The organism is Marinobacter shunpengi, from assembly GCF_045449695.1.
In the GTDB taxonomy this organism is placed as follows: Bacteria; Pseudomonadota; Gammaproteobacteria; order Pseudomonadales; family Oleiphilaceae; genus Marinobacter.
This window is the reverse complement of record NZ_JBJJKZ010000002.1, coordinates 1-20,146: the sequence shown is the minus strand read 5'-3', so window position 1 is coordinate 20,146 and position 20,146 is coordinate 1. Positions and strand designations below refer to the sequence as shown.

At 57.9% G+C, this 20,146-nt stretch carries 34 protein-coding genes; 5 read left to right on the top strand and 29 right to left on the bottom strand.

Annotation, left to right across the window (positions count from 1 at the left end):
- Positions 1 to 2: 2 nt before the first annotated feature.
- The 5 genes from livG to ACJO2E_RS00505 all read left to right on the top strand — a co-directional run bounded on the left by livG (position 3) and on the right by ACJO2E_RS00505 (position 4,988).
- On the top strand, positions 3 to 758 hold the full coding sequence (gene livG / locus ACJO2E_RS00525) for a high-affinity branched-chain amino acid ABC transporter ATP-binding protein LivG (protein ID WP_406960831.1): 756 nt from the start codon (positions 3 to 5) through the stop codon (positions 756 to 758).
- Between the two features lie 3 nt (positions 759 to 761).
- Positions 762 to 1,463 (top strand): ABC transporter ATP-binding protein, encoded by a 702-nt coding sequence (locus ACJO2E_RS00520; RefSeq protein ID WP_406960829.1) that lies wholly within the window; start codon positions 762 to 764, stop codon positions 1,461 to 1,463.
- A 242-nt stretch (positions 1,464 to 1,705) separates the two neighbouring features.
- The gene (locus tag ACJO2E_RS00515; protein WP_406960827.1) at positions 1,706 to 2,167 is read left to right on the top strand and encodes a DUF3015 domain-containing protein; all 462 of its coding nucleotides are present in this window, start codon (positions 1,706 to 1,708) and stop codon (positions 2,165 to 2,167) included.
- Positions 2,168 to 2,265: 98 nt separating this feature from the next.
- Positions 2,266 to 4,149 carry an Lnb N-terminal periplasmic domain-containing protein gene (locus ACJO2E_RS00510; protein WP_406960825.1) on the top strand — a complete coding sequence of 628 codons (1,884 nt, stop codon included), beginning with the start codon at positions 2,266 to 2,268 and terminating at the stop codon, positions 4,147 to 4,149.
- Complete coding sequence (locus tag ACJO2E_RS00505) at positions 4,119 to 4,988, top strand: alpha/beta hydrolase (protein WP_406960824.1); 870 nt, start codon at positions 4,119 to 4,121, stop codon at positions 4,986 to 4,988. The genes ACJO2E_RS00510 and ACJO2E_RS00505 overlap by 31 nt, the downstream gene beginning before the upstream one ends.
- Before the next feature lie 122 nt (positions 4,989 to 5,110).
- Here ACJO2E_RS00505 and rplQ read toward each other — a convergent pair whose 3' ends face one another.
- From rplQ to tuf, 29 genes are all read right to left on the bottom strand, one after another.
- On the bottom strand, positions 5,111 to 5,506 hold the full coding sequence (gene rplQ, locus ACJO2E_RS00500; RefSeq protein WP_406960822.1) for a 50S ribosomal protein L17: 396 nt from the start codon (positions 5,504 to 5,506) through the stop codon (positions 5,111 to 5,113).
- A gap of 37 nt (positions 5,507 to 5,543) precedes the next feature.
- Entirely contained in the window at positions 5,544 to 6,548 is a 1,005-nt protein-coding gene (locus ACJO2E_RS00495) for a DNA-directed RNA polymerase subunit alpha (RefSeq protein WP_406960820.1), read from the bottom strand.
- Positions 6,549 to 6,582: 34 nt separating this feature from the next.
- Positions 6,583 to 7,203 carry a 30S ribosomal protein S4 gene (rpsD, locus tag ACJO2E_RS00490; RefSeq protein WP_406960818.1) on the bottom strand — a complete coding sequence of 207 codons (621 nt, stop codon included), beginning with the start codon at positions 7,201 to 7,203 and terminating at the stop codon, positions 6,583 to 6,585.
- A gap of 15 nt (positions 7,204 to 7,218) precedes the next feature.
- Positions 7,219 to 7,608, bottom strand: coding sequence for a 30S ribosomal protein S11 (rpsK, locus tag ACJO2E_RS00485; protein ID WP_007153992.1), 390 nt, complete (start codon positions 7,606 to 7,608; stop codon positions 7,219 to 7,221).
- 14 nt (positions 7,609 to 7,622) lie between these two features.
- Positions 7,623 to 7,979 carry a 30S ribosomal protein S13 gene (rpsM, locus tag ACJO2E_RS00480; protein ID WP_406960815.1) on the bottom strand — a complete coding sequence of 119 codons (357 nt, stop codon included), beginning with the start codon at positions 7,977 to 7,979 and terminating at the stop codon, positions 7,623 to 7,625.
- 140 nt (positions 7,980 to 8,119) lie between these two features.
- Positions 8,120 to 8,233, bottom strand: a complete 114-nt coding sequence (gene rpmJ / locus ACJO2E_RS00475) for a 50S ribosomal protein L36 (RefSeq protein WP_004580765.1) — start codon at positions 8,231 to 8,233, stop codon at positions 8,120 to 8,122.
- 33 nt (positions 8,234 to 8,266) lie between these two features.
- Positions 8,267 to 9,586, bottom strand: a complete 1,320-nt coding sequence (gene secY, locus ACJO2E_RS00470; RefSeq protein WP_328187374.1) for a preprotein translocase subunit SecY — start codon at positions 9,584 to 9,586, stop codon at positions 8,267 to 8,269.
- A 17-nt stretch (positions 9,587 to 9,603) separates the two neighbouring features.
- Positions 9,604 to 10,038, bottom strand: a complete 435-nt coding sequence (rplO, locus tag ACJO2E_RS00465) for a 50S ribosomal protein L15 (RefSeq protein WP_406960812.1) — start codon at positions 10,036 to 10,038, stop codon at positions 9,604 to 9,606.
- 1 nt (position 10,039) lies between these two features.
- Positions 10,040 to 10,225 carry a 50S ribosomal protein L30 gene (gene rpmD, locus ACJO2E_RS00460; RefSeq protein ID WP_092016150.1) on the bottom strand — a complete coding sequence of 62 codons (186 nt, stop codon included), beginning with the start codon at positions 10,223 to 10,225 and terminating at the stop codon, positions 10,040 to 10,042.
- A 4-nt stretch (positions 10,226 to 10,229) separates the two neighbouring features.
- Entirely contained in the window at positions 10,230 to 10,730 is a 501-nt protein-coding gene (gene rpsE / locus ACJO2E_RS00455; protein ID WP_328187370.1) for a 30S ribosomal protein S5, read from the bottom strand.
- A 12-nt stretch (positions 10,731 to 10,742) separates the two neighbouring features.
- A complete protein-coding gene (gene rplR / locus ACJO2E_RS00450) occupies positions 10,743 to 11,090 on the bottom strand; it encodes a 50S ribosomal protein L18 (protein WP_328187369.1) in 348 nt (115 codons plus the stop codon).
- 9 nt (positions 11,091 to 11,099) lie between these two features.
- Positions 11,100 to 11,633 carry a 50S ribosomal protein L6 gene (gene rplF, locus ACJO2E_RS00445; RefSeq protein ID WP_328187367.1) on the bottom strand — a complete coding sequence of 178 codons (534 nt, stop codon included), beginning with the start codon at positions 11,631 to 11,633 and terminating at the stop codon, positions 11,100 to 11,102.
- Between the two features lie 9 nt (positions 11,634 to 11,642).
- On the bottom strand, positions 11,643 to 12,035 hold the full coding sequence (rpsH, locus tag ACJO2E_RS00440) for a 30S ribosomal protein S8 (protein WP_406960809.1): 393 nt from the start codon (positions 12,033 to 12,035) through the stop codon (positions 11,643 to 11,645).
- Positions 12,036 to 12,120: 85 nt separating this feature from the next.
- A complete protein-coding gene (rpsN, locus tag ACJO2E_RS00435) occupies positions 12,121 to 12,426 on the bottom strand; it encodes a 30S ribosomal protein S14 (RefSeq protein WP_406960807.1) in 306 nt (101 codons plus the stop codon).
- Between the two features lie 12 nt (positions 12,427 to 12,438).
- Entirely contained in the window at positions 12,439 to 12,978 is a 540-nt protein-coding gene (gene rplE / locus ACJO2E_RS00430) for a 50S ribosomal protein L5 (protein WP_406960805.1), read from the bottom strand.
- Positions 12,979 to 12,992: 14 nt separating this feature from the next.
- Positions 12,993 to 13,313, bottom strand: a complete 321-nt coding sequence (gene rplX, locus ACJO2E_RS00425; protein ID WP_092016129.1) for a 50S ribosomal protein L24 — start codon at positions 13,311 to 13,313, stop codon at positions 12,993 to 12,995.
- A gap of 16 nt (positions 13,314 to 13,329) precedes the next feature.
- Positions 13,330 to 13,698, bottom strand: coding sequence for a 50S ribosomal protein L14 (gene rplN / locus ACJO2E_RS00420; RefSeq protein ID WP_091854882.1), 369 nt, complete (start codon positions 13,696 to 13,698; stop codon positions 13,330 to 13,332).
- Between the two features lie 59 nt (positions 13,699 to 13,757).
- Positions 13,758 to 14,024 carry a 30S ribosomal protein S17 gene (gene rpsQ / locus ACJO2E_RS00415; protein ID WP_328187361.1) on the bottom strand — a complete coding sequence of 89 codons (267 nt, stop codon included), beginning with the start codon at positions 14,022 to 14,024 and terminating at the stop codon, positions 13,758 to 13,760.
- 1 nt (position 14,025) lies between these two features.
- Complete coding sequence (gene rpmC / locus ACJO2E_RS00410) at positions 14,026 to 14,217, bottom strand: 50S ribosomal protein L29 (RefSeq protein ID WP_406960801.1); 192 nt, start codon at positions 14,215 to 14,217, stop codon at positions 14,026 to 14,028.
- Entirely contained in the window at positions 14,217 to 14,630 is a 414-nt protein-coding gene (gene rplP, locus ACJO2E_RS00405) for a 50S ribosomal protein L16 (protein WP_328187359.1), read from the bottom strand. Before rplP ends, rpmC begins: the two co-directional genes overlap by 1 nt.
- Before the next feature lie 12 nt (positions 14,631 to 14,642).
- Entirely contained in the window at positions 14,643 to 15,326 is a 684-nt protein-coding gene (gene rpsC, locus ACJO2E_RS00400; protein ID WP_328187357.1) for a 30S ribosomal protein S3, read from the bottom strand.
- An 11-nt stretch (positions 15,327 to 15,337) separates the two neighbouring features.
- Complete coding sequence (rplV, locus tag ACJO2E_RS00395) at positions 15,338 to 15,670, bottom strand: 50S ribosomal protein L22 (protein ID WP_248236470.1); 333 nt, start codon at positions 15,668 to 15,670, stop codon at positions 15,338 to 15,340.
- A gap of 17 nt (positions 15,671 to 15,687) precedes the next feature.
- Entirely contained in the window at positions 15,688 to 15,963 is a 276-nt protein-coding gene (gene rpsS / locus ACJO2E_RS00390; protein ID WP_406960797.1) for a 30S ribosomal protein S19, read from the bottom strand.
- A gap of 23 nt (positions 15,964 to 15,986) precedes the next feature.
- Positions 15,987 to 16,814: a 50S ribosomal protein L2 gene (gene rplB, locus ACJO2E_RS00385; protein WP_406960795.1), complete on the bottom strand. Its 828-nt coding sequence runs from the start codon at positions 16,812 to 16,814 to the stop codon at positions 15,987 to 15,989.
- Positions 16,815 to 16,831: 17 nt separating this feature from the next.
- Positions 16,832 to 17,125, bottom strand: coding sequence for a 50S ribosomal protein L23 (gene rplW, locus ACJO2E_RS00380; RefSeq protein ID WP_328187351.1), 294 nt, complete (start codon positions 17,123 to 17,125; stop codon positions 16,832 to 16,834).
- Positions 17,122 to 17,727, bottom strand: coding sequence for a 50S ribosomal protein L4 (gene rplD / locus ACJO2E_RS00375; RefSeq protein WP_328187350.1), 606 nt, complete (start codon positions 17,725 to 17,727; stop codon positions 17,122 to 17,124). Before rplD ends, rplW begins: the two co-directional genes overlap by 4 nt.
- A gap of 11 nt (positions 17,728 to 17,738) precedes the next feature.
- Entirely contained in the window at positions 17,739 to 18,377 is a 639-nt protein-coding gene (gene rplC / locus ACJO2E_RS00370) for a 50S ribosomal protein L3 (RefSeq protein ID WP_406960792.1), read from the bottom strand.
- Positions 18,378 to 18,453: 76 nt separating this feature from the next.
- The gene (gene rpsJ, locus ACJO2E_RS00365) at positions 18,454 to 18,765 is read right to left on the bottom strand and encodes a 30S ribosomal protein S10 (RefSeq protein WP_004580743.1); all 312 of its coding nucleotides are present in this window, start codon (positions 18,763 to 18,765) and stop codon (positions 18,454 to 18,456) included.
- A 185-nt stretch (positions 18,766 to 18,950) separates the two neighbouring features.
- Positions 18,951 to 20,146 (bottom strand): elongation factor Tu (gene tuf / locus ACJO2E_RS00360; RefSeq protein ID WP_406960789.1); only part of this gene is annotated, 1,196 nt, incomplete at its 5' end.

The window sequence follows — 20,146 nt, the reverse complement described above, 5'->3', positions numbered from 1 at the left end:
CGATGCTTGAAGTACAGAACCTGTCGATGCGGTTTGGCGGCCTGCTGGCGGTGGATCAGGTGTCCCTGGATGTCCAGGAACGGGAAATCGTCTCCATTATCGGTCCTAACGGCGCCGGCAAGACCACCGTGTTCAACTGCATGAGCGGCTTTTACCGGCCCACCGGGGGCAAGATACTGCTTGATGGCCGGGAGATCCAGGGCAAGCCCGATCACCGGATTTCCCGGCTCGGGCTGGTACGGACCTTCCAGCATGTGCGCCTGTTCAGCCGCATGACGGTGGTGGAAAACCTGATGGTGGCGCAACACCGCCACCTAAACACCAACCTGCTGGCCGGTCTGATTGCCACCCCCAATTACCGCACCCGGGAACAGAAGGCCCTTGACCGGGCCGCCTACTGGCTCGAACGGGTTGGTCTGACGGCTCAGGCCAACCTCGAGGCCGGCAATCTGGCCTACGGCCAGCAACGGCGGCTGGAAATCGCCCGCTGCATGGTGACCGAACCGCGCCTGCTGATGCTGGACGAGCCCGCTGCCGGCCTCAACCCGGCGGAAACCCGGGAGCTGGACCAACTGATTATCAGCCTGAAGGAAGACTACAACGTATCCGTGGTCCTGATTGAACACGACATGAGCCTGGTCATGGGTATCTCCGACCGGATCAACGTCATCAGTCAGGGCCGCCCCCTGGCCAGTGGCACACCGGACGAGATCCGCCACAACGACGATGTCATCAAAGCCTACCTGGGAGAAGCCTGACCCATGCTGTTACTGGAAGATGTTCATACCCACTACGGCAAGATCGAGGCGCTCCATGGCGTATCCGTCGAGGTAAAAAAGGGGGAGATCGTATCGCTGATCGGCGCCAATGGTGCCGGCAAGACCACCCTGCTGATGACGGTCTGCGGCACGCCCCAGGCTACCTCGGGCCGGGTGCTGCTGGAAGGCCGGGACGTTACCCGGCTGCCCACGTCGGAAATCATGCGCTCCGGCATATCCATTGTACCGGAGGGCCGCCGGGTGTTCCCCGGCCTGACCGTGGCGGAGAACCTCCATATGGGCGGATTCTTCAACACCCGCGCCGAGAACGAGAGCAGCATCGATCATGTCTACCATTTGTTCCCGCGACTTAAGGAACGGGAACACCAGAGGGCCGGCACCATGTCCGGTGGCGAGCAGCAGATGCTGGCCATTGGCCGGGCCCTGATGAGCAAGCCGCGCCTGATGATCCTGGATGAGCCTTCCCTGGGTCTGGCGCCGCTGGTGATCAAACAGATCTTCGAGATTATCGGCCAGCTCAGGAATGAGGGCATCACCGTGTTCCTGGTGGAACAGAACGCCAACCAGGCGCTGCAGCTGGCGGACCGCGGCTATGTTCTGGAAACAGGCCGCATCCGACTGCATGACACCGGCGACAATCTGCTCGCCAATCCCGATGTGCAGGCGGCCTACCTTGGGGGTTGACCGAAGGAGTGTGATTTCTGTCGGGATATCAATGGACAAGCTTGGCCTTTGTGCGGTCTGAGCTATACTGGAGGGCAACGGTCAGGCTCTAGTGTCCTCCCGTTTGATTAATTCGCCGACCTACTACGTGAATTAATCAGACGGGACACTAAGACTTCGGTCAGGGTCCACCGTCTTACGGGAACCGGCAGATGGTTCCCCGTGGAAACGAGCGACGCAAAACGATAATCAAGGAGCAGAACATGAAAAAACTGATTGCAGGTGCCATCCTCCTCGGCGCATCCAGCATGGCCTTTGCACAGCCGGGCTGTGGTGTCGGTGCCATGGTCTTCAAGGGACAGTCCGGTATTGCACCTCACGTGCTGGCGGCCACTACCAATGGCATTTTCGGTAACCAGACCTTTGGCATGACCACCGGCACCCTGGGCTGTAACACCAACGCCTCCATCCAGTCCATGGCCATGTACATGGACAGCAACGTGGACAAGGTAGCCCGTGACATGTCCCGTGGTTCCGGTGAAAACCTGGAAACCCTGGCCGTCCTGCTGAACGTCGATGAAGCGGATCGTGGCGAGTTCTACCGCCTGCTGCAGGACAACTTCGCGACCATCTTCCCGAGTTCCGATACCACCTCCGACCAGGCCGTTGACGCCATTGTGGCGCTGCTGGAGCAGAACGACCGCCTGAGCAAGTACGTGGCCTGATACGTCCGTACTCACAGACAGCCCGCCCCTGTGGCGGGCTGTCACTATCCTGACCGGCAGCCTGTGCCGTCCCCTTCAGCCACAAGACCTGACATTTCATGCCAATCCGGACCGTTCCAGGCCTCTCTCTGGGGCTGCTGTTAAGTGCCTCGATCAACGTCCATGCAAACCCTCCGACACCGGACAACCTGGCCGATCTGGCAACAACCGATGCCTGGCTCACGCTGGGACACTACCATCCGGACACCCTGGGCTCCGGCCATACCAGCCAGGCGGATGACGACAGTTTCTTCTTCGCGGGGAATGGCAAGACCGACCCGGAAGCCGAGCTGCGGGCCACCATCGAAGCCATTAGCGCACCGGTCACCGGTGATGACAACAACCATGCCCGGTGCCGGTTTCCGGCCCGGGACACCTGGATACGCTCACACCTGGACCTGCCGGAGCCGGAGGTCGACTGTGAGGATTTCAGCAACTGGAAGGCTGAACTGAACACCCGGGCGGTCACCCTGGTCTTCGCCGCCTCTTACCTGAACAGCCCGTCCTCCATGTTCGGCCATACCTTCCTCCGGCTCGATCCGCCGAAAGAGGACGGTGAGACCAATCTTCTGCTGGCCAACACCATTTCCTACGCCGCCGATGCCGCTGAGCACGACAGCGAAATCCTGTTCGCCTATCGGGGCATTTTTGGCGGCTACCCCGGCATCACCACGGTACAACCCTATTACGAGATGGTCCGGGTCTATTCCGACATCGAGAACCGGGACCTCTGGGAGTACCGGCTCAACCTCACTCCCGATGAGGTAGACCAGATGCTGGCCCACACCTGGGAAGTGCAGGACCGCAATTTCGACTACTACTTCTTCGACGAGAACTGCGCCTACCGGCTATTGGCTCTGATCGATGTGGCCCGCCCCGGCACCCGACTTCTGGACGAAGTGAGTACCCACGCCATTCCGTCGGACACCATTCGCTGGGTGGTGGACCGGGACCTGGTGGCAGAGGTGACCTATCGGCCATCAGCCGCCACCCAGGTCAACTACGCCCTGGGCAAGCTGGACGGCGACGAAAAGCAGCTGGCCGCCGCCATCGCCAATGGCTATGTCCAGGTAGATGACACCGAAGTCCAGTCGCGGCCCCCCGCTTCCAGGGCGAAGATCCTCGATGCCACCTACGATTATGTCCGCCACCAGGTCCAGGAAGAAGGCTGGCCCCGGGACTTCGCCGCCCCCCTGTCCCATGATCTGCTGATGGCCCGCAGCCAGTTGACAGACCAGCCGTCCCTGGGGTCTCCCCGGGAACCGGAGGTCCGCGACGATCAGGGCCACGACACCATGAGACTGGGGCTCGCCGGCGGTTATACCGGCGACCGTCACTACGCCGAGCTGTCGCTACGCCCGGCCTATCATGATCTGCTTGACCCACCGGCGGGTTACCGCCCCGGTGCGCAACTCCAGTTCCTGCGACTGGACAGCCGGCTCTACAGCGACAACCAGGAGTTCCAGGTTGAGAAGCTGGTGGGCGTGGAGATCCGTTCACTGACGCCCAGGAATGCCTTCTTCAGTCCATTGTCATGGCAGGTGGGCTTTGGCGGTCGCCGCTCGGAACTTCCGGATGGTAACCGGATATTCACGCCCTACCTGGAGGGCGGTGCCGGTGGCACCTGGCGCCTGGGTGGTCAGTTGGAGGCCCTGGCGATCCTGACCGGAGACCTGGAGATCAGCAAGCATATCCACCGTGGCTACGACATGGCCCCCGGGCTGGACCTGTCGATGCTGCACCAGGGTGACCGCGTCAGCGTGATGACAGGCATTCGCAGCAAGGCCTGGATCGTCAGCGACCAGCATCGGGAGGACGACCTTTACCTTGAGGGGGCTTATCACCTGGGGCGGGATTACAGCATCAAGGCCTCCCTGTCCCGCAAACACCATTACGACCGGTACGAAACCCTATGGAAGCTCGGATTCCACGCCTACTTCTGATTGCCCCCCTGACCTGCCTTGGACTACTCCTGGGCGGGTGCACCAGCCTGTTCTTTTTCCCGGACCAACAGGTATACATCACCCCAGACCGGCTGGAACTCACCTATGAGGATGTCTGGATCGACACCCCGGATGGCGAAACCCTGCATGCCTGGTGGTTGCCAGCCGAGGGAGACCCCCAGGGTCACGTCTATTTTCTTCATGGCAATGCCCAGAACATCAGCAGCCATATCCTCAACGTCGCCTGGCTGCCTGAGGCCGGCTATAACGTCCTGTTGCTGGACTACCGGGGGTACGGCCAGTCAACCGGCGCCCCGGACCTGGAGGGCGCCCTGCACGACGTAGAGACCGGCCTGCGATGGCTGGACCGAAAGAAAGAGACCGAGGAACTGCCCGTATACCTTTTGGGCCAGAGCCTGGGGGGCGCCCTCGCCATCACCCTGGCCAGCGAATGGGTACCAAGGGGAGAACAGCCGCCACTGACAGCGGTTATGGTGGATAGCACCTTTTCCGGTTTCCGGGCCATCGCGCGGGAAAAGCTGGATGGTTTCTGGCTGACCTGGCCGTTCCAGATCCCCCTGAGCTGGACCGTGACCGACGGCTATGAAGGCGTGGACCTGATCGGACGTATCAGCCCTGTGCCCGTGCTGGTGATCCACAGCGTCCGGGATGGCGTCATTCCTTTCCACCATGGCACGGAGCTCTATGATGCCGCCGAGAAGCCCAAGGACTTCCTGGGCACCGATATGCCCCATGCAGGCACCTTCATGCTACCGGAGTACCAGGAGGCGGTTCTCCACTTCATGGAAGGCGCCGCTAACCGCCAGGGGGAACGTTGATCAGGTAACCTTCCTTCAGGCAGGCCACACCCCACATCGGACTGCGACCCAGTCACTTCCAGTCCATAAAAAAAGCCGGAGGCCTCTCGGCCCCCGGCTTTTCCGGACCTGACAACGAAAACTTACTCGTCGTCGTCCATCTCTTCGGCTTCGAGGTCCACAGGGCGGCCGACCAGCTCTACAAATGCCATGGGGGCATTGTCGCCAGCGCGGAAACCGCACTTGAGGATCCGCAGGTAGCCACCCGGACGCTCGCTGTAACGCGGGCCCAGTTCGTCGAACAGCTTGGCCACGACTTCGTCGTTACGAAGACGGGCAAAGGCCAGACGACGGTTGGCAACCGAATCTTGCTTGGAAAGCGTGATCAACGGCTCCGCTACCCGGCGAAGTTCCTTCGCTTTCGGGAGCGTCGTCTTGATCAGCTCGTGTTCAACCAGTGACGCAGTCATGTTACGGAACATGGCCTTGCGATGCGCACTGGTCCTGTTGAACTTACGACCACTCTTACGATGACGCATTGCTCTGATTCCTTACCTTAAACTACCAATACGGCGATCAACCGCCCAGAACCCGGTCGTCACCACGAAGGCTTGCCGGCGGCCAGTTGTCAAGACGCATACCCAGGGACAGGCCGCGGGAGGCCAGCACGTCCTTGATTTCGGTAAGCGACTTTTTACCCAGGTTAGGCGTCTTCAGCAGTTCTACTTCTGTCCGCTGGATAAGATCGCCGATGTAGTAAATGTTCTCTGCTTTGAGGCAGTTGGCTGAACGGACCGTCAGCTCCAGATCATCCACCGGACGCAGCAGGATGGGATCGATTTCTTCCTCTTCCTCTACGTTCTCCGGCTCTTTCTCATGATCGAAGTCGACAAACACGGCCAGCTGCTGCTGGAGGATGGTGGCGGCCCGGCGAATGGCTTCTTCCGGGTCGATGGTACCATTGGTCTCCAGATCAATAACCAGCTTGTCCAGGTCGGTACGCTGCTCAACACGGGCACTTTCGACCGCGTAGGCAACACGACGTACCGGGCTGAACGTGGCGTCCAGCTGCAGGCGTCCAATGGCACGGGTCTCATCCTCGTCAAGACCGCGCTGATCAGCGGGCTCGTAACCGCGGCCACGGGCCACCTTCAGACGCATGTTCACTTCACCCTTCTCGCTCAGGTGACAGATCACATGATCCGGGTTGGTGACCTCCACATCGTGGTCCAGCGCGATATCGCCGGCAGTCACAACGCCTGCGCCCTTCTTGCTGAGGGTCACCTCAGCTTCGTCACGCCCGCCCATCTTCAAGGCAACGCCCTTGAGGTTCAGAAGAATCTCAATGACGTCCTCCTGGACACCCTCAATGGCACTGTACTCGTGCAGCACACCGTCGATCTGCGCTTCGGTGATCGCACAGCCCGGCATTGAGGACAAAAGGATACGACGCAGGGCACTGCCCAGGGTATGACCGAAGCCACGTTCGAGCGGCTCCAGGGTCACCTTGGCGCGAGTGGTGCTCAGTTCCTTCACGTCAATGGTACGAGGTGTCAATAACTCATGTACTGAACGCTGCATAGACGCCCCTATCTGCTCTCGTTGCTAATGGACTTTACTTGGAGTAAAGCTCGACGATGAGGTTCTCGTTGATGTCCGACGACAGCTCGGTACGCTCAGGTACCGTCTTGAAGGTGCCGGTCATCTTGTTGGCGTCAACCTCGACCCACTCCACCGGGGCACGACTTGCAGACAGTTCCAGGGCGCCTTTAACGCGCAGCTGGTTCTTTGCCTTCTCACGGATGCTCACCACGTCGCCAGGACGAACCTGGTAGGACGGAATGTTCACCGGCTTGTCGTTCACCAGAACCGCCTTGTGGGATACCAACTGACGTGCTTCGGCGCGGGTAGAGCCAAAGCCCATGCGGTAAACCACGTTGTCGAGACGGGCTTCCAGCAGTTGCAGCAGGTTCTCGCCGGTAGCGCCCTTCAGACGGGCCGCTTCCTTGTAGTAATTGCGGAACTGCTTCTCCAGTACGCCGTAGATACGACGGACTTTCTGTTTTTCGCGGAGCTGTACGCCATATTCGGACAGACGGCCACGACGGGCGCCGTGCATGCCCGGCGGCTGTTCGATGTTGCACTTGGAATCCAGTGCGCGAACACCACTTTTCAGGAAAAGATCTGTCCCCTCACGGCGAGACAGCTTACATTTCGGACCTATGTAACGTGCCATATCTCACTGTCTCCTTTAAACGCGGCGCTTCTTGGGCGGACGACAGCCGTTATGGGGAATCGGCGTCACATCAGTAATGTTCGTAATCTTGTAGCCGCACGCATTGAGCGCACGAACTGCAGATTCACGTCCGGGCCCGGGACCCTTAACCTCTACGTCCAGGTTTTTAAGGCCGTATTCAGCAGCCGCATTACCGGCTCTTTCAGCTGCTACCTGCGCAGCAAAAGGTGTGCTCTTGCGTGAACCACGGAAACCGGAACCACCGGAGGTGGCCCAGGACAGGACGTTGCCCTGACGGTCGGAAATGGTCACGATAGTGTTGTTGAAGGACGCGTGGATGTGCGCGACGCCATCAACAACCGTCTTTTTCACCTTTTTACGGGTACGTGTACCTGGCTTTGCCATGTTTGCCTACCTGTTTACTTTCGAATCGGTTTGCGAGGACCTTTACGGGTGCGCGCGTTGGTCTTGGTGCGCTGGCCACGAACCGGAAGGCCGTGACGATGACGCAGACCACGGTGGCAACCGAGATCCTTCAAACGCTTGATGTTCATCTGAACTTCGCGACGCAGATCACCTTCAACGGTCAGCTTGCCAACTTCTGTACGAAGCGACTCCACTTGATCGTCGGTCAGGTCCTTGATCTTGGCGTCCTGCTGGACACCGGCTGCATCACAAAGCTTCTGGGCTGCTGTCTTGCCAACACCGAAGATGTAGGTCAGCGAGATAACAGCATGTTTGTTGTCGGGTATATTGACACCGGCTATACGTGCCATTCAGATTACTCCGCGTTCAAAGCTTTGCTGTGTGAATTTTCCGCCACAAAAAGGGCGCGAAATAATAGCGCTTGACCCCGTACGGAGTCAAGCGCTATCAGTCAAGCCCTGTGCGTAACCAGGTTCGATTCCGGGAAGAATCAACCCTGGCGCTGCTTGTGACGAGGCTCCGTGCAGATGACCCGAACCGAGCCATTGCGACGAATTACTTTGCAGTTACGGCAAATTTTCTTTACCGAAGCGCGTACTTTCATTGTCGACTCCAGATTTCAAGGGGGGCTGACGGATCAGCCCCGGCCATAGCCCTTGAGGTTGGACTTCTTCATCAGTGATTCATACTGATGGGACATCAGGTGAGACTGCACCTGGGCCATGAAATCCATTACCACGACTACCACAATCAGCAACGACGTACCGCCCAGATAGAACGGAACATTACCTGCCACCATCAACAACTGCGGGAACAGGGATACCGCTGCAATATACATCGCACCGAAGAGCGTCAGGCGTGTCAGCACGCCATCGATATACTTGGCGGTCTGCTCACCCGGACGGATACCCGGTATAAAGGCACCGGACCGCTTCAGGTTGTCAGCCACTTCCCTCGGATTGTACATCAGCGCTGTGTAGAAGAAGCAGAAGAACACCACTGCTGCCGCAAACAGGATAATGTACAACGGCTGGCTCGGCGCCAGGGCCTGGGACAGTGAGCTCAGCCACTCCATGCCTTCACCCTGACCGAACCACTGCCCCAGGGATGCCGGGAACAGCAGGATGGACGAGGCGAAGATGGGCGGAATCACACCGGCCATGTTCACTTTCAGGGGCAGATGGCTCGACTGCTGGGCAAACACCCGACGCCCCTGCTGTCGCTTCGCATAGTTGATGGTCAGGCGACGCTGACCCCGCTCCATGAACACCACGAAGCCAACCACCGCGACCGCGAGTACGCCGATGGCAAGTACCACCAACAGGCTCATCTCACCACTGCGGGCCTGCTCCAGGGTCTGCCCGATTGCACCGGGCAGTCCGGCGACGATACCGGCGAAGATCAGCAGCGAAATGCCGTTGCCAATACCACGCTCGGTGATCTGCTCACCCAGCCACATCATGAACACCGCACCAGCCACAAACGAGGTCACGGCCACGAAGTGGAAGCTGAAGCTGTCGTTGAAGGTGACACCCTGGGACGCCAGCCCCATGGAAATACCCATACCCTGCACCAGGGCCAGCAGTACGGTGCCGTAGCGTGTGTACTGGCTGATCTTGCGGCGTCCGGATTCACCCTCTTTCTTGAGCTGCTCAAGCTTCGGGCTCACCGCGGTCATCAACTGCATGATGATGGACGCCGAGATGTAAGGCATGATGCCGAGGGCGAGAATACTCATCCGCTCAAGCGCACCACCGGAAAACATATTGAACAGACTCAGGATGGTGCCCTGATTCTGATCAAACAGTGCTGCCAGGCGATCCGGATTGATTCCCGGGACGGGAATATGCGCGCCGATCCGGTAGATCAGCAGCGCCAGGACCACAAACCAGAGCCGCGAACGCAGCTCTGCCAGTCCTTTTCCCGCGCCCGCAGGCATTGATGATGTCTTGGCCATGCAGTCCTCGACTCGCCTTATTCTTCGATTTTGCCACCCGCGGCAGTGATTGCCTCACGAGCGCCCTTGGTCACCTTCAGACCCTTGACGGTCACCGGACGGGTCAGCTCCCCGGACAGAATGACTCGGGCCGCACGGATTTCCTCACGGATCACGTCGGCTTTCTTCAGGGCTTCCAGATCAGCGACATCGCCGTCGACCTTGGCCAGCTCGTTGAGCCGGATCTCAGCCACGTAACGCTGCTGACGGGAAGTGAAACCAAACTTCGGCAGACGACGGGCCAGCGGCTGCTGACCGCCCTCGAAACCGGGCGCAACGGAGCCACCGGAACGGGCCTTCAGACCCTTGTGACCACGGCCGGCGGTCTTGCCCAGACCGCTACCGATACCGCGACCAACGCGCTTGGCGGCCGGGCGTGAACCCGGTTCCGGACTAAGTTCGTTCAGACGCATCTTAGTTCTCCTCCACCCGTACCAGGTAGTTTACCCGGTTGATCATGCCGCGAATGGACGGAGTGTCCTCTACTTCGACGGTATGACCGATTTTACGAAGACCCAGACCCTTGACGCACAACTTGTGCTTGGGCTGACAGCTAATCGGGCTGCGGGTCAGTGTAACCTTGATTGTCTTGTTCGCCATGACTTCAACCCAGAATATCTTCCACGGTCTTGCCGCGCTTGGCTGCAACGTCTTCAGGCGCTTGCATGGCCTGGAGACCCTTGATGGTGGAACGTACCACGTTCACCGGGTTGGTGGACCCGTAACACTTGGACAGTACGTTCTGGACACCTGCCACTTCCAGTACCGCACGCATCGCACCACCGGCGATGATACCGGTACCCTCGGAAGCCGGCTGCATGTAGACCTTGGAGCCGCCATGCTGTGCCTTCACCGGATACTGCAGAGTGTTGCCGTCGAGGGCAACGTCCACCATGTTTTTGCGCGCAGCTTCCATGGCCTTCTGGATGGCAACCGGAACTTCCCGGGCCTTACCACGACCGAAGCCGACACGACCTTTGCCGTCACCCACCACGGTCAGTGCGGTAAAGGCAAAGATACGACCGCCCTTAACCACCTTGGCTACGCGGTTAACCTGAACCAGCTTTTCCTGGAGCTCAGGCGCCTTCTGTTCGTTAACGCTCATCTTCTCCACCTCTTAGAATTGCAAGCCAGCTTCACGGGCGGCGTCGGCCAGGGCCTGGACACGGCCATGGTAACGGTAGCCGGACCGGTCAAAAGCGACCTTTTCGACACCAGCAGCCTTGGCACGCTCAGCGATCAGCTGGCCCACCTTCTTGGCTGCGTCCACATTACCCGTAGCACCCTGACGCAGGTCTTTGTCCAGCGTCGAGGCAGAAGCGATAACCTTGCTGCCGTCTGCGGTGGTGACCTGGGCATACATGTGCCGCGGTGTACGATGTACACAGAGGCGGTCAGTGCCCAGTTTACGGATCTTCATGCGCACCTTACGTGCGCGACGCAATCTTTCAGTATTCGCGCTCATAGTCCCGCCTTATTTCTTCTTGGCTTCTTTGCGTCTGACCTGCTCGTCCGAGTAACGAACACCCTTGCCCTTATAAGGCTCGGGCGGACGGAACGCGCGAACTTCAGCAGCGACCTGGCCAACCTGTTGCTTGTCGATCCCGCGGATAACAACCTCCGTGTTGGACGGAGTTTCAGCGGTGATCCCCTCGGGCAGTTCGTACTCAACCGGGTGGGAGAAACCCAGAGTCAGGTTGAGCTTCTTGCCCTGCGCCTGCGCCCGGTAACCAACGCCGGTCAGGTTGAGCCTACGCTCGAACCCGGTGGAGACGCCGGTAACCATGTTGTTAACCAGCGCACGGGTCGTACCAGCAAGAGCGCGGGACTGTTTGGCACCATCACGGGGAGCAAAGCGCAGTACGTTCTCTTCCTGCGTTACTTCCACCGCCTGGTGAATGGTGAAATCAAGCGCTCCCTTGGAGCCCTTTACGTTAATTTCCTGTCCGTTCAGCTTAACCTCAACACCGGAAGGCAGCACGACAGGATTATTGGCAACCCTGGACATGTCTTTCTCCTAAAATACGGTGCAGATGACTTCGCCACCAACGCCGGCAGCACGCGCAGCGCGGTCGGTCATAACGCCCTTGGACGTAGACACGATAGCGACCCCAAGACCACCTGCCACCTTCGGCAGGGAACCAGCACCGTTGTACTGGCGCAGGCTGGGACGGCTGGCACGCTGAATTTCCTCAATTACCGGCTTACCGCCGAAGTATCTGAGGGTGATGGTCAGTTCCGGCTTGGCATCAGCTGAGACGGAAAAATCCTCGACATAGCCTTCGTCCTTCAGGACCTGGGCTACTGAGACCTTCATTTTGGAAGATGGCATGGCCACGTCGGCCTTCTGTGCCATCTGTGCATTACGGATACGGGTAAACATATCCGCAAGCGTGTCTTGCATACTCATTGGTATGAGGCTCCTGATCTTTTTAGTTGTGCAGCGGCTTGCCGCACCGCTTACCAACGATCACCGCGATGACTCGCGGTGACACTTACCAGCTTGACTTGGTCAGGCCCGGAACATCGCCACGCATGCCGTGCTCACGGAGTTTGATCCGTGAAAGCTCGAACTTGCGCAGGACGCCATGGGGACGACCGGTAACCTGGCAACGATTGCGAAGACGTGAGGGGCTGGCATCACGAGGAAGCTTCTGCAGCTTCATCTGTGCGTCCCAACGCTCTTCATCGCTGGTATTCGGGTTCTTGATAATCGCCTTGAGCTCGGCGCGCTTGGCAGCGTACTTCTCTACCGTCTTTTCGCGCTTGAGCTCACGGTTCTTCATGGAAACCTTTGCCATGTCACTCGTTCCTTATTTCTTGAACGGAAAGCCAAAGGCTTTCAACAGTTCGCGGCCTTCATCATCGGTTTCAGCAGTAGTGGTGATGGTGATGTCCAGACCCCGGATCTTATCGGCCTTGTCGTAGTCGATTTCCGGGAAGATGATCTGCTCACGCACACCCATGCTGTAGTTTCCACGACCATCGAAGGACTTCGGGTTCAGACCGCGGAAGTCACGAACGCGAGGAATCGCGATGTGAACCAGGCGATCAAAGAAGTCCCACATGCGCTCACCGCGCAGGGTCACCTTACAACCGATGGGCCAACCTTCACGGATCTTGAAGCCGGCAACAGACTTGCGTGCCTTGGTCACAACAGGCTTCTGGCCTGCCAGACGCTCCAGATCTGCTACGGCGTTCTCGATCAGCTTTTTGTCGCCAACCGCTTCGCCCACACCCATGTTAAGGGTGATCTTTTCGATACGCGGAACCTGCATCGGGTTCTTGTAGCTGAACTCCTTCTGCAGAGCCGGTACCACTTCCTTACCGTATTGCTCTTTCATGTTAAGCATCGTAACCACCACCCTTACTGGTTATCGACAGCTTCATTCGTGGACTTGAAGATCCGCACTTTGGCGCCGTCTTCCTTGATCTGGAAGCCTACGCGATCGGCCTTGCCGGTCTGCGGATTAAAAATAGCCACGTTGGAAGCCTGAATAGGCGCTTCTTTCTCGACGATGCCACCCGGGGTACCCAGCATCGGGTTGGGCTTGGTGTGCTTCTTCATCATGTTGATGCCAGAAACCACCACGCGACCGTCGTCCTGAACTTTCAGGACCTTGCCGCGCTTGCCTTTGTCTTTACCCGTGGTCACGATGACTTCGTCATCTCGTTTGATCTTTTTCATAACCGGCCTCTAGTCCTTACAGTACTTCGGGTGCCAGTGAGATAATTTTCATAAACTTCTCGTTACGCAGTTCGCGGGTTACCGGCCCGAAGATACGGGTACCGATTGGCGCGTCCTGGTTGTTAAGAAGTACTGCCGCGTTACCGTCAAAGCGGATCAGCGATCCGTCAGGACGACGTACGCCCTTGCGGGTCCGTACAACAACAGCGTTGAGGACCTGGCCCTTCTTCACCTTACCGCGGGGGATGGCTTCCTTGACGGTTACCTTGATGATATCCCCCACCCTGGCATAACGCCGGTGTGAACCGCCCAGGACCTTGATGCACTGCACTTGACGCGCGCCACTGTTGTCCGCGACTTCAAGCATTGTTTGAGTCTGAATCATGGTTATTCTCCAGCAGAAACCACTTTTGCAGTTTCGACAAGACTCCCCGTCCGGGCGAGTTACACCTTGGAAGCGCGTTCGGTGACTTCAACCAGAGCCCAGCTTTTGGTCTTGGAGACCGGGCGGGTTTCCTGGATGGTTACCAGATCACCGATATTGCACTCGTTCTGTTCGTCATGAGCCTGGATCTTGGTGGAGCGCTTTACGTACTTGCCGTAAAGCGGGTGCTTCACCTGACGCTCCACCAGAACAACAATGGATTTCTCCGCCTTGTTGCTCACGACCTTGCCGCTAAGGGTTCTGGCAGTTTTGGTAGCTTCAGTCATGTTACTGTCCTGCCTTTTCGTTCAATACTGTTTTCACGCGAGCAATGTCGCGCTTCACCTTGCCGAGAAGGTGACTCTGATTCAGCTGACCTGTCGCCTTGCGCATACGCAGGTTGAACTGCTCCTTCAGGAGGTCGATCAGCTCTTTGTTCAGCTCGTCGACTGACTTCTCACGCAGCTCTGTTGCTTTCATCACATCACCGTCCTCGTTACAAAGGTGGTCTGAACGGGCAGCTTGGCGGCGGCCAGAGTGAACGCGTCACGCGCCACTTCTTCGGGTACCCCTTCCATTTCGTACAACATACGACCTGGCTGGATTTCCGCTACCCAGTACTCGACAGAACCCTTACCTTTACCCATACGTACTTCAAGCGGCTTGCTGGAAATCGGCTTGTCCGGGAACACCCGAATCCAGATTTTTCCACCCCGCTTGATCCGACGCGTCATGGTACGACGGGCCGCCTCAATCTGGCGTGCCGTTATACGTCCACGAGTGGTCGCCTTCAATCCGTATTCACCGAAGCTCACCTTGTTGGCGCGGTGAGCAAGACCGGTGTTACGGCCTTTCATTACCTTACGGAATTTGGTGCGTTTTGGCTGCAGCATACGAGTGCCCCTTTACTTGGAACCTTTCTTGCGAGAGGCATTCTTGTTGGCCTGGACCTCTTCCATACCACCAAGAATCTCACCCTTGAAGATCCATACCTTTACGCCGATGATGCCGTAGGTGGTCTTCGCTTCGTAGGTGGCGTAATCAATGTCTGCACGCAGGGTGTGCAGCGGAACGCGACCTTCACGGTACCACTCGGAACGGGCAATTTCGGCTCCCCCGAGACGACCGCCAACCTGGATCTTGATACCCTTGGCGCCCTGGCGCATGGCGTTCTGCACCGCGCGCTTCATGGCGCGACGGAACATCACACGACGCTCGAGCTGACCGGCAACGTTCTGCGCTACCAGCTTGGCATCCAGATCCGGCTTGCGGACTTCCTCGATGTTGATGTGCACGGGCACGCCCATCAGCTCGCCAACTTCGCGACGCAGACGGTCAACATCTTCACCCTTCTTACCGATAACAATACCGGGACGGGCGGTATGGATCGTGATACGGGCATTCTGAGCAGGGCGCTCGATCACGATCTTGCTGACTGACGCCTTTTCAAGACGCTTTTCCAGGAATGTGCGAACCTGAATATCATTCAGCAGCTTGTTCGCATAGTCCTTCTTCTCGGCATACCAGACGGAGTTGTGCTCTTTGACAACCCCCAGCCGGATACCGGTCGGATTTACTTTATGACCCATCTGAGCATCTCCTACTTGTCGGCGACCTTGACGGTGATATGACAGGTGCGCTTCAAAATCCGGTCAGCGCGCCCCTTGGCTCGAGCTTTAATCCGCTTGAGCGTCGGACCTTCATCCACCATGATGGTGGAAACCCGCAGATCATCTACGTCCAGACCTTCGTTGTGCTCAGCGTTGGCAATGGCGGACTCAAGAGCTTTCTTGATGATCACCGATGCCTTCTTCGGGCTGAAAGTCAGAATGTTCAGGGCGTCCTCAACCGCCTTGCCACGTACCTGGTCAGCGACAAGACGTGCTTTCTGAGCAGAGAGGCGAGCGCCCTTGTACTTGGCTGCTACTTCCATTTCGTTTCCCCTCACAATCAGCGTTTAGCTTTCTTGTCGGCTGCATGACCACGGTAAGTCCGCGTTGCCGCGAACTCGCCCAGCTTGTGACCAACCATATCTTCGGTCACGTAGACGGGCACGTGTTGCTTGCCGTTGTGGACAGCGATGGTCAAACCAACGAACTCCGGAAAGATCGTGGAACGACGGGACCAGGTCTTGATCGGCCGCTTGTCGTTCGCTTCCAGAGCTGCTTCGACCTTCTTCATCAGATGCAGGTCTATAAAAGGACCTTTCTTCAAAGAACGTGGCACAGCAATTACCTCTATGTAGTCGTTTACTTGGCCGAACGACGACGTACTATCATCTTGTCAGTACGCTTGTTCTTACGAGTCTTATGCCCTTTGGTCGGAACACCCCACGGAGTAACCGGGTGACGTCCGCCAGAGGTACGCCCTTCACCACCACCATGCGGGTGGTCAACTGGGTTCATAGCAACACCACGTACTGTTGGCCGTTTGCCGCGCCAACGTGATGCACCCGCTTTACCAAGCTGCTTGAGGCTGTGCTCGCTGTTGGATACTTCACCCAGCGTTGCACGGCATTCCACAAGCACCTTACGCATTTCACCTGAGCGCAGGCGGATGGTGGCATAAGCCCCTTCCCTTGCGACCAGCTGTACGGATGCGCCCGCGGAGCGAGCCAGCTGGGCACCTTTGCCAGGCTTGAGTTCGACGCAGTGGATCACGGAACCGACCGGAATGTTCCGGAGCGGCAGCGTGGAGCCCACCTTGATCGGCGCGTCGATACCGGAGCGCACAGGGTCACCGATGCTCATACCCTTGGGAGCGATAATGTAGCGACGCTCGCCATCGGCATACTTCAGCAATGCGATGTGCGCGGAGCGGTTCGGGTCGTATTCCAGGCGCTCAATGACCGCCGGAATACCGTCCTTGTTCCGCTTGAAATCAATGACACGGTAGTGCTTCTTGTGTCCACCACCAACGTGACGGGTGGTGATCCGTCCGAAATGGTTACGACCACCGGACTTACTCAGTGTCTCAACCAACGGCTCGTAGGGGCGCCCCTTGTGCAGGTCCGGGTTGTAAAGCTTTACAACGTGACGGCGTCCGGCAGATGTTGGTTTGGTTTTGACGATCGGCATATTACGACCCCTTTACCTTATTCCACATCCAGAAAATCGATGTCCTGACCTTCCGCCAGCTTTACATAAGCCTTGCGAATGTCATCGCGCTTGCCGAACCCGCGGATAGTGCGCTTGAGCTTACCCTTACGGTTCAGAACCTGAACACCTTCGACGGTGACGTTGAACAGTTGCTCAACGGCTTTCTTGATCTCCGGCTTGGTCGCATCAGGCGCTACTCGAAAGACCACCTGGTTATGCTCTGCCACCAGAGACGCTTTCTCTGATACGTGCGGTCCCAGCAGGACCTTGTAGATACGTTCCTGATTCATCCCAGCATCTCCTCGATCTTCTTAAGAGCCGGAACGGTAACCACAACCTTCTCAAAGGCAACCAGGCTTACCGGATCAAGGCCTGCAACGTCACGCACGTCAACGTGCGGGATGTTACGGGACGCCAGATGAAGGTTCTGCTCTACATTCTCGGCAAGGATCAGGGCATTGCTGACGCCCAGATCCTTCAGCTTCTCGTTGAACGCCTTGGTCTTGGGGCTGTCGACGTTGATGTCATCAACCAGGACCAGACGCTCCTGACGAACCAGCTCGGAAAAGATGGACTGCAGCGCGGCCCGGTACATTTTCCGGTTCACTTTCTGCTCGTAGCTCTGGGGCTTGGCAGCGAAGGTTACGCCACCGGAGCGCCAGATCGGGCTACGGATGGTACCTGCACGAGCACGGCCGGTCCCCTTCTGGCGCCAGGGCTTCTTGCCACCACCACTGACTTCAGAACGGGTTTTCTGAGCGCGGGTACCCTGACGACCACCAGCCATGTAGGCGGTGACGACCTGGTGAACCAGCGACTCGTTGAATTCTTTGGCGAACGCGGCGTCGGAAACAGAGATCCCCTGGCCGCTACCTGTAATTGTCAATTCCATCGCACCGCTCCTCAGGCTTTAACTGCAGGCTTGATGATCACGTCGCCACCGGTAGCACCGGGAACAGCGCCACGGACCAGCAGCAGATTGCGCTCGGCGTCTACACGGACCACTTCCAGGTTCTGGGTAGTGACCTGCTTGTTGCCCATCTGACCGGCCATCTTCTTGCCCTTGAATACCTTGCCCGGGGTCTGGTTCTGACCAATGGAACCCGGAGCACGGTGGGACAGGGAGTTACCGTGAGTGGCATCCTGCATGGAGAAGTTCCAGCGCTTCACGCCACCCTGGAAGCCCTTACCCTTGGACTGGGACGTAGCGTCAATCATCTGGCCATCTTCGAAGACGGAGACGTTGATCTCGCCACCGGCCTGCAGGTCGTCGCCTTCACCATCGGCAAGACGGAACTCCCACAGACCACGACCGGCCTCAACACCCGCTTTCGCGTAATGACCAGCCTGAGCCTTGGTTACCCGGGAGGGACGACGGTTGCCGACAGTCACCTGGACTGCACGATAGCCATCGCTTTCGAGGGTTTTCAGTTGGGTAATGCGGTTGGCTTCAACCTCGATTACCGTTACGGGCACTGCCTGCCCGTCTTCCGTAAAAATACGGGTCATCCCGGCCTTACGGCCGACTACACCAATTGCCATGTTTCACCTCTATAGTGTACGGGGCTTGCACCCTCTATGGCCTTAGGACAGTTACACTGACCAATACCGGGCGGTATTAGCCGAGGCTGATCTGAACGTCTACACCCGCTGCCAGATCCAGCTTCATCAGAGCATCTACTGTCTTTTCCGTCGGCTCGACAATGTCGAGCAAACGCTTATGAGTACGGATTTCGTACTGATCGCGCGCGTCCTTGTTGACGTGCGGGGAAATCAGAACGGTGTACTTTTCCTTCCGCGTCGGCAGAGGGATAGGTCCACGCACCTGGGCGCCGGTCCGCTTGGCGGTATCGACGATCTCCTGCGTGGACTGGTCTATCAGGCGGTAATCAAACGCCTTCAACCGGATTCGAATCTTTTGGCTTTGCATGATGCACCAAACTCCACTCGTAGCAGCTACTGTTAGCCGACCTTCAAAAAAAGGAGCCGCATTGTATGCAGAATACCCAGCAGTGTCAAGCAGCTATATGGCCGCCCGGCATTGCTGGACATACGTACTTGCGGAACAGAAAAAGGGGCTGCAAAGCAGCCCCTTTTCCGGATCATCGGAGCGACTTACTCGACGATCTTGGAGACCACGCCGGCACCAACGGTACGGCCACCTTCGCGAATCGCGAAGCGCAGACCATCTTCCATGGCGATCGGAGCGATCAGGGTCACAGACATCTTCACGTTGTCACCCGGCATTACCATCTCTACGCCTTCCGGCAACTCACAGGAGCCAGTCACGTCAGTGGTCCGGAAGTAGAACTGAGGACGATAGCCCTTGAAGAACGGAGTATGACGACCACCCTCGTCCTTGCTCAGTACGTACACTTCGCACTCGAACTTGGTGTGCGGAGTGATGGAACCCGGCACCGCCAGTACCTGACCACGCTCAACGTCGTCACGCTTGGTACCACGCAGCAGCGCACCAATGTTCTCACCAGCACGACCTTCGTCCAGCAGCTTGCGGAACATCTCAACACCGGTAACGGTGGTCTTGACGGTATCCTTGATACCTACAATTTCCACTTCGTCGCCAGTCTTGACAATACCACGCTCAACACGGCCGGTCACAACGGTACCACGACCGGAGATGGAGAAGACGTCCTCGATCGGCATCAGGAACGGCTGATCGATGGCACGCTCCGGCTCCGGCAGGTAGTCGTCCAGGGCTTCTACCAGCTTCTTCACAGCGGTAGTACCCATCTCGTTGTCATCCTTGCCTTCCAGCGCCATCAGCGCGGAACCGGTGATGATCGGAGTGTCGTCACCCGGGAAGTCGTACTGGCTCAGCAGGTCGCGAACTTCCATCTCGACCAGCTCCAGCAGCTCCTCGTCATCCACCATGTCAGCCTTGTTCAGGAAGACCACGATGTAAGGAACGCCAACCTGACGGGACAGCAGGATGTGCTCACGGGTCTGCGGCATGGGGCCGTCAGCCGCGGAACATACCAGGATCGCACCGTCCATCTGCGCCGCACCAGTGATCATGTTCTTCACATAGTCAGCGTGGCCCGGGCAATCTACGTGCGCGTAGTGACGGTTCGGGGAATCATACTCAACGTGAGACGTCGCGATGGTGATACCACGCGCCTTCTCTTCCGGAGCGTTATCGATCTGGTCGAATGCGCTGGCAGAACCTGTACCCCACACTTCGTGACATACGCGAGTCAGTGCCGCCGTCAGAGTGGTCTTGCCATGGTCCACGTGACCAATGGTGCCCACGTTCAGGTGCGGTTTATTACGTTCAAATTTCTCTTTAGACA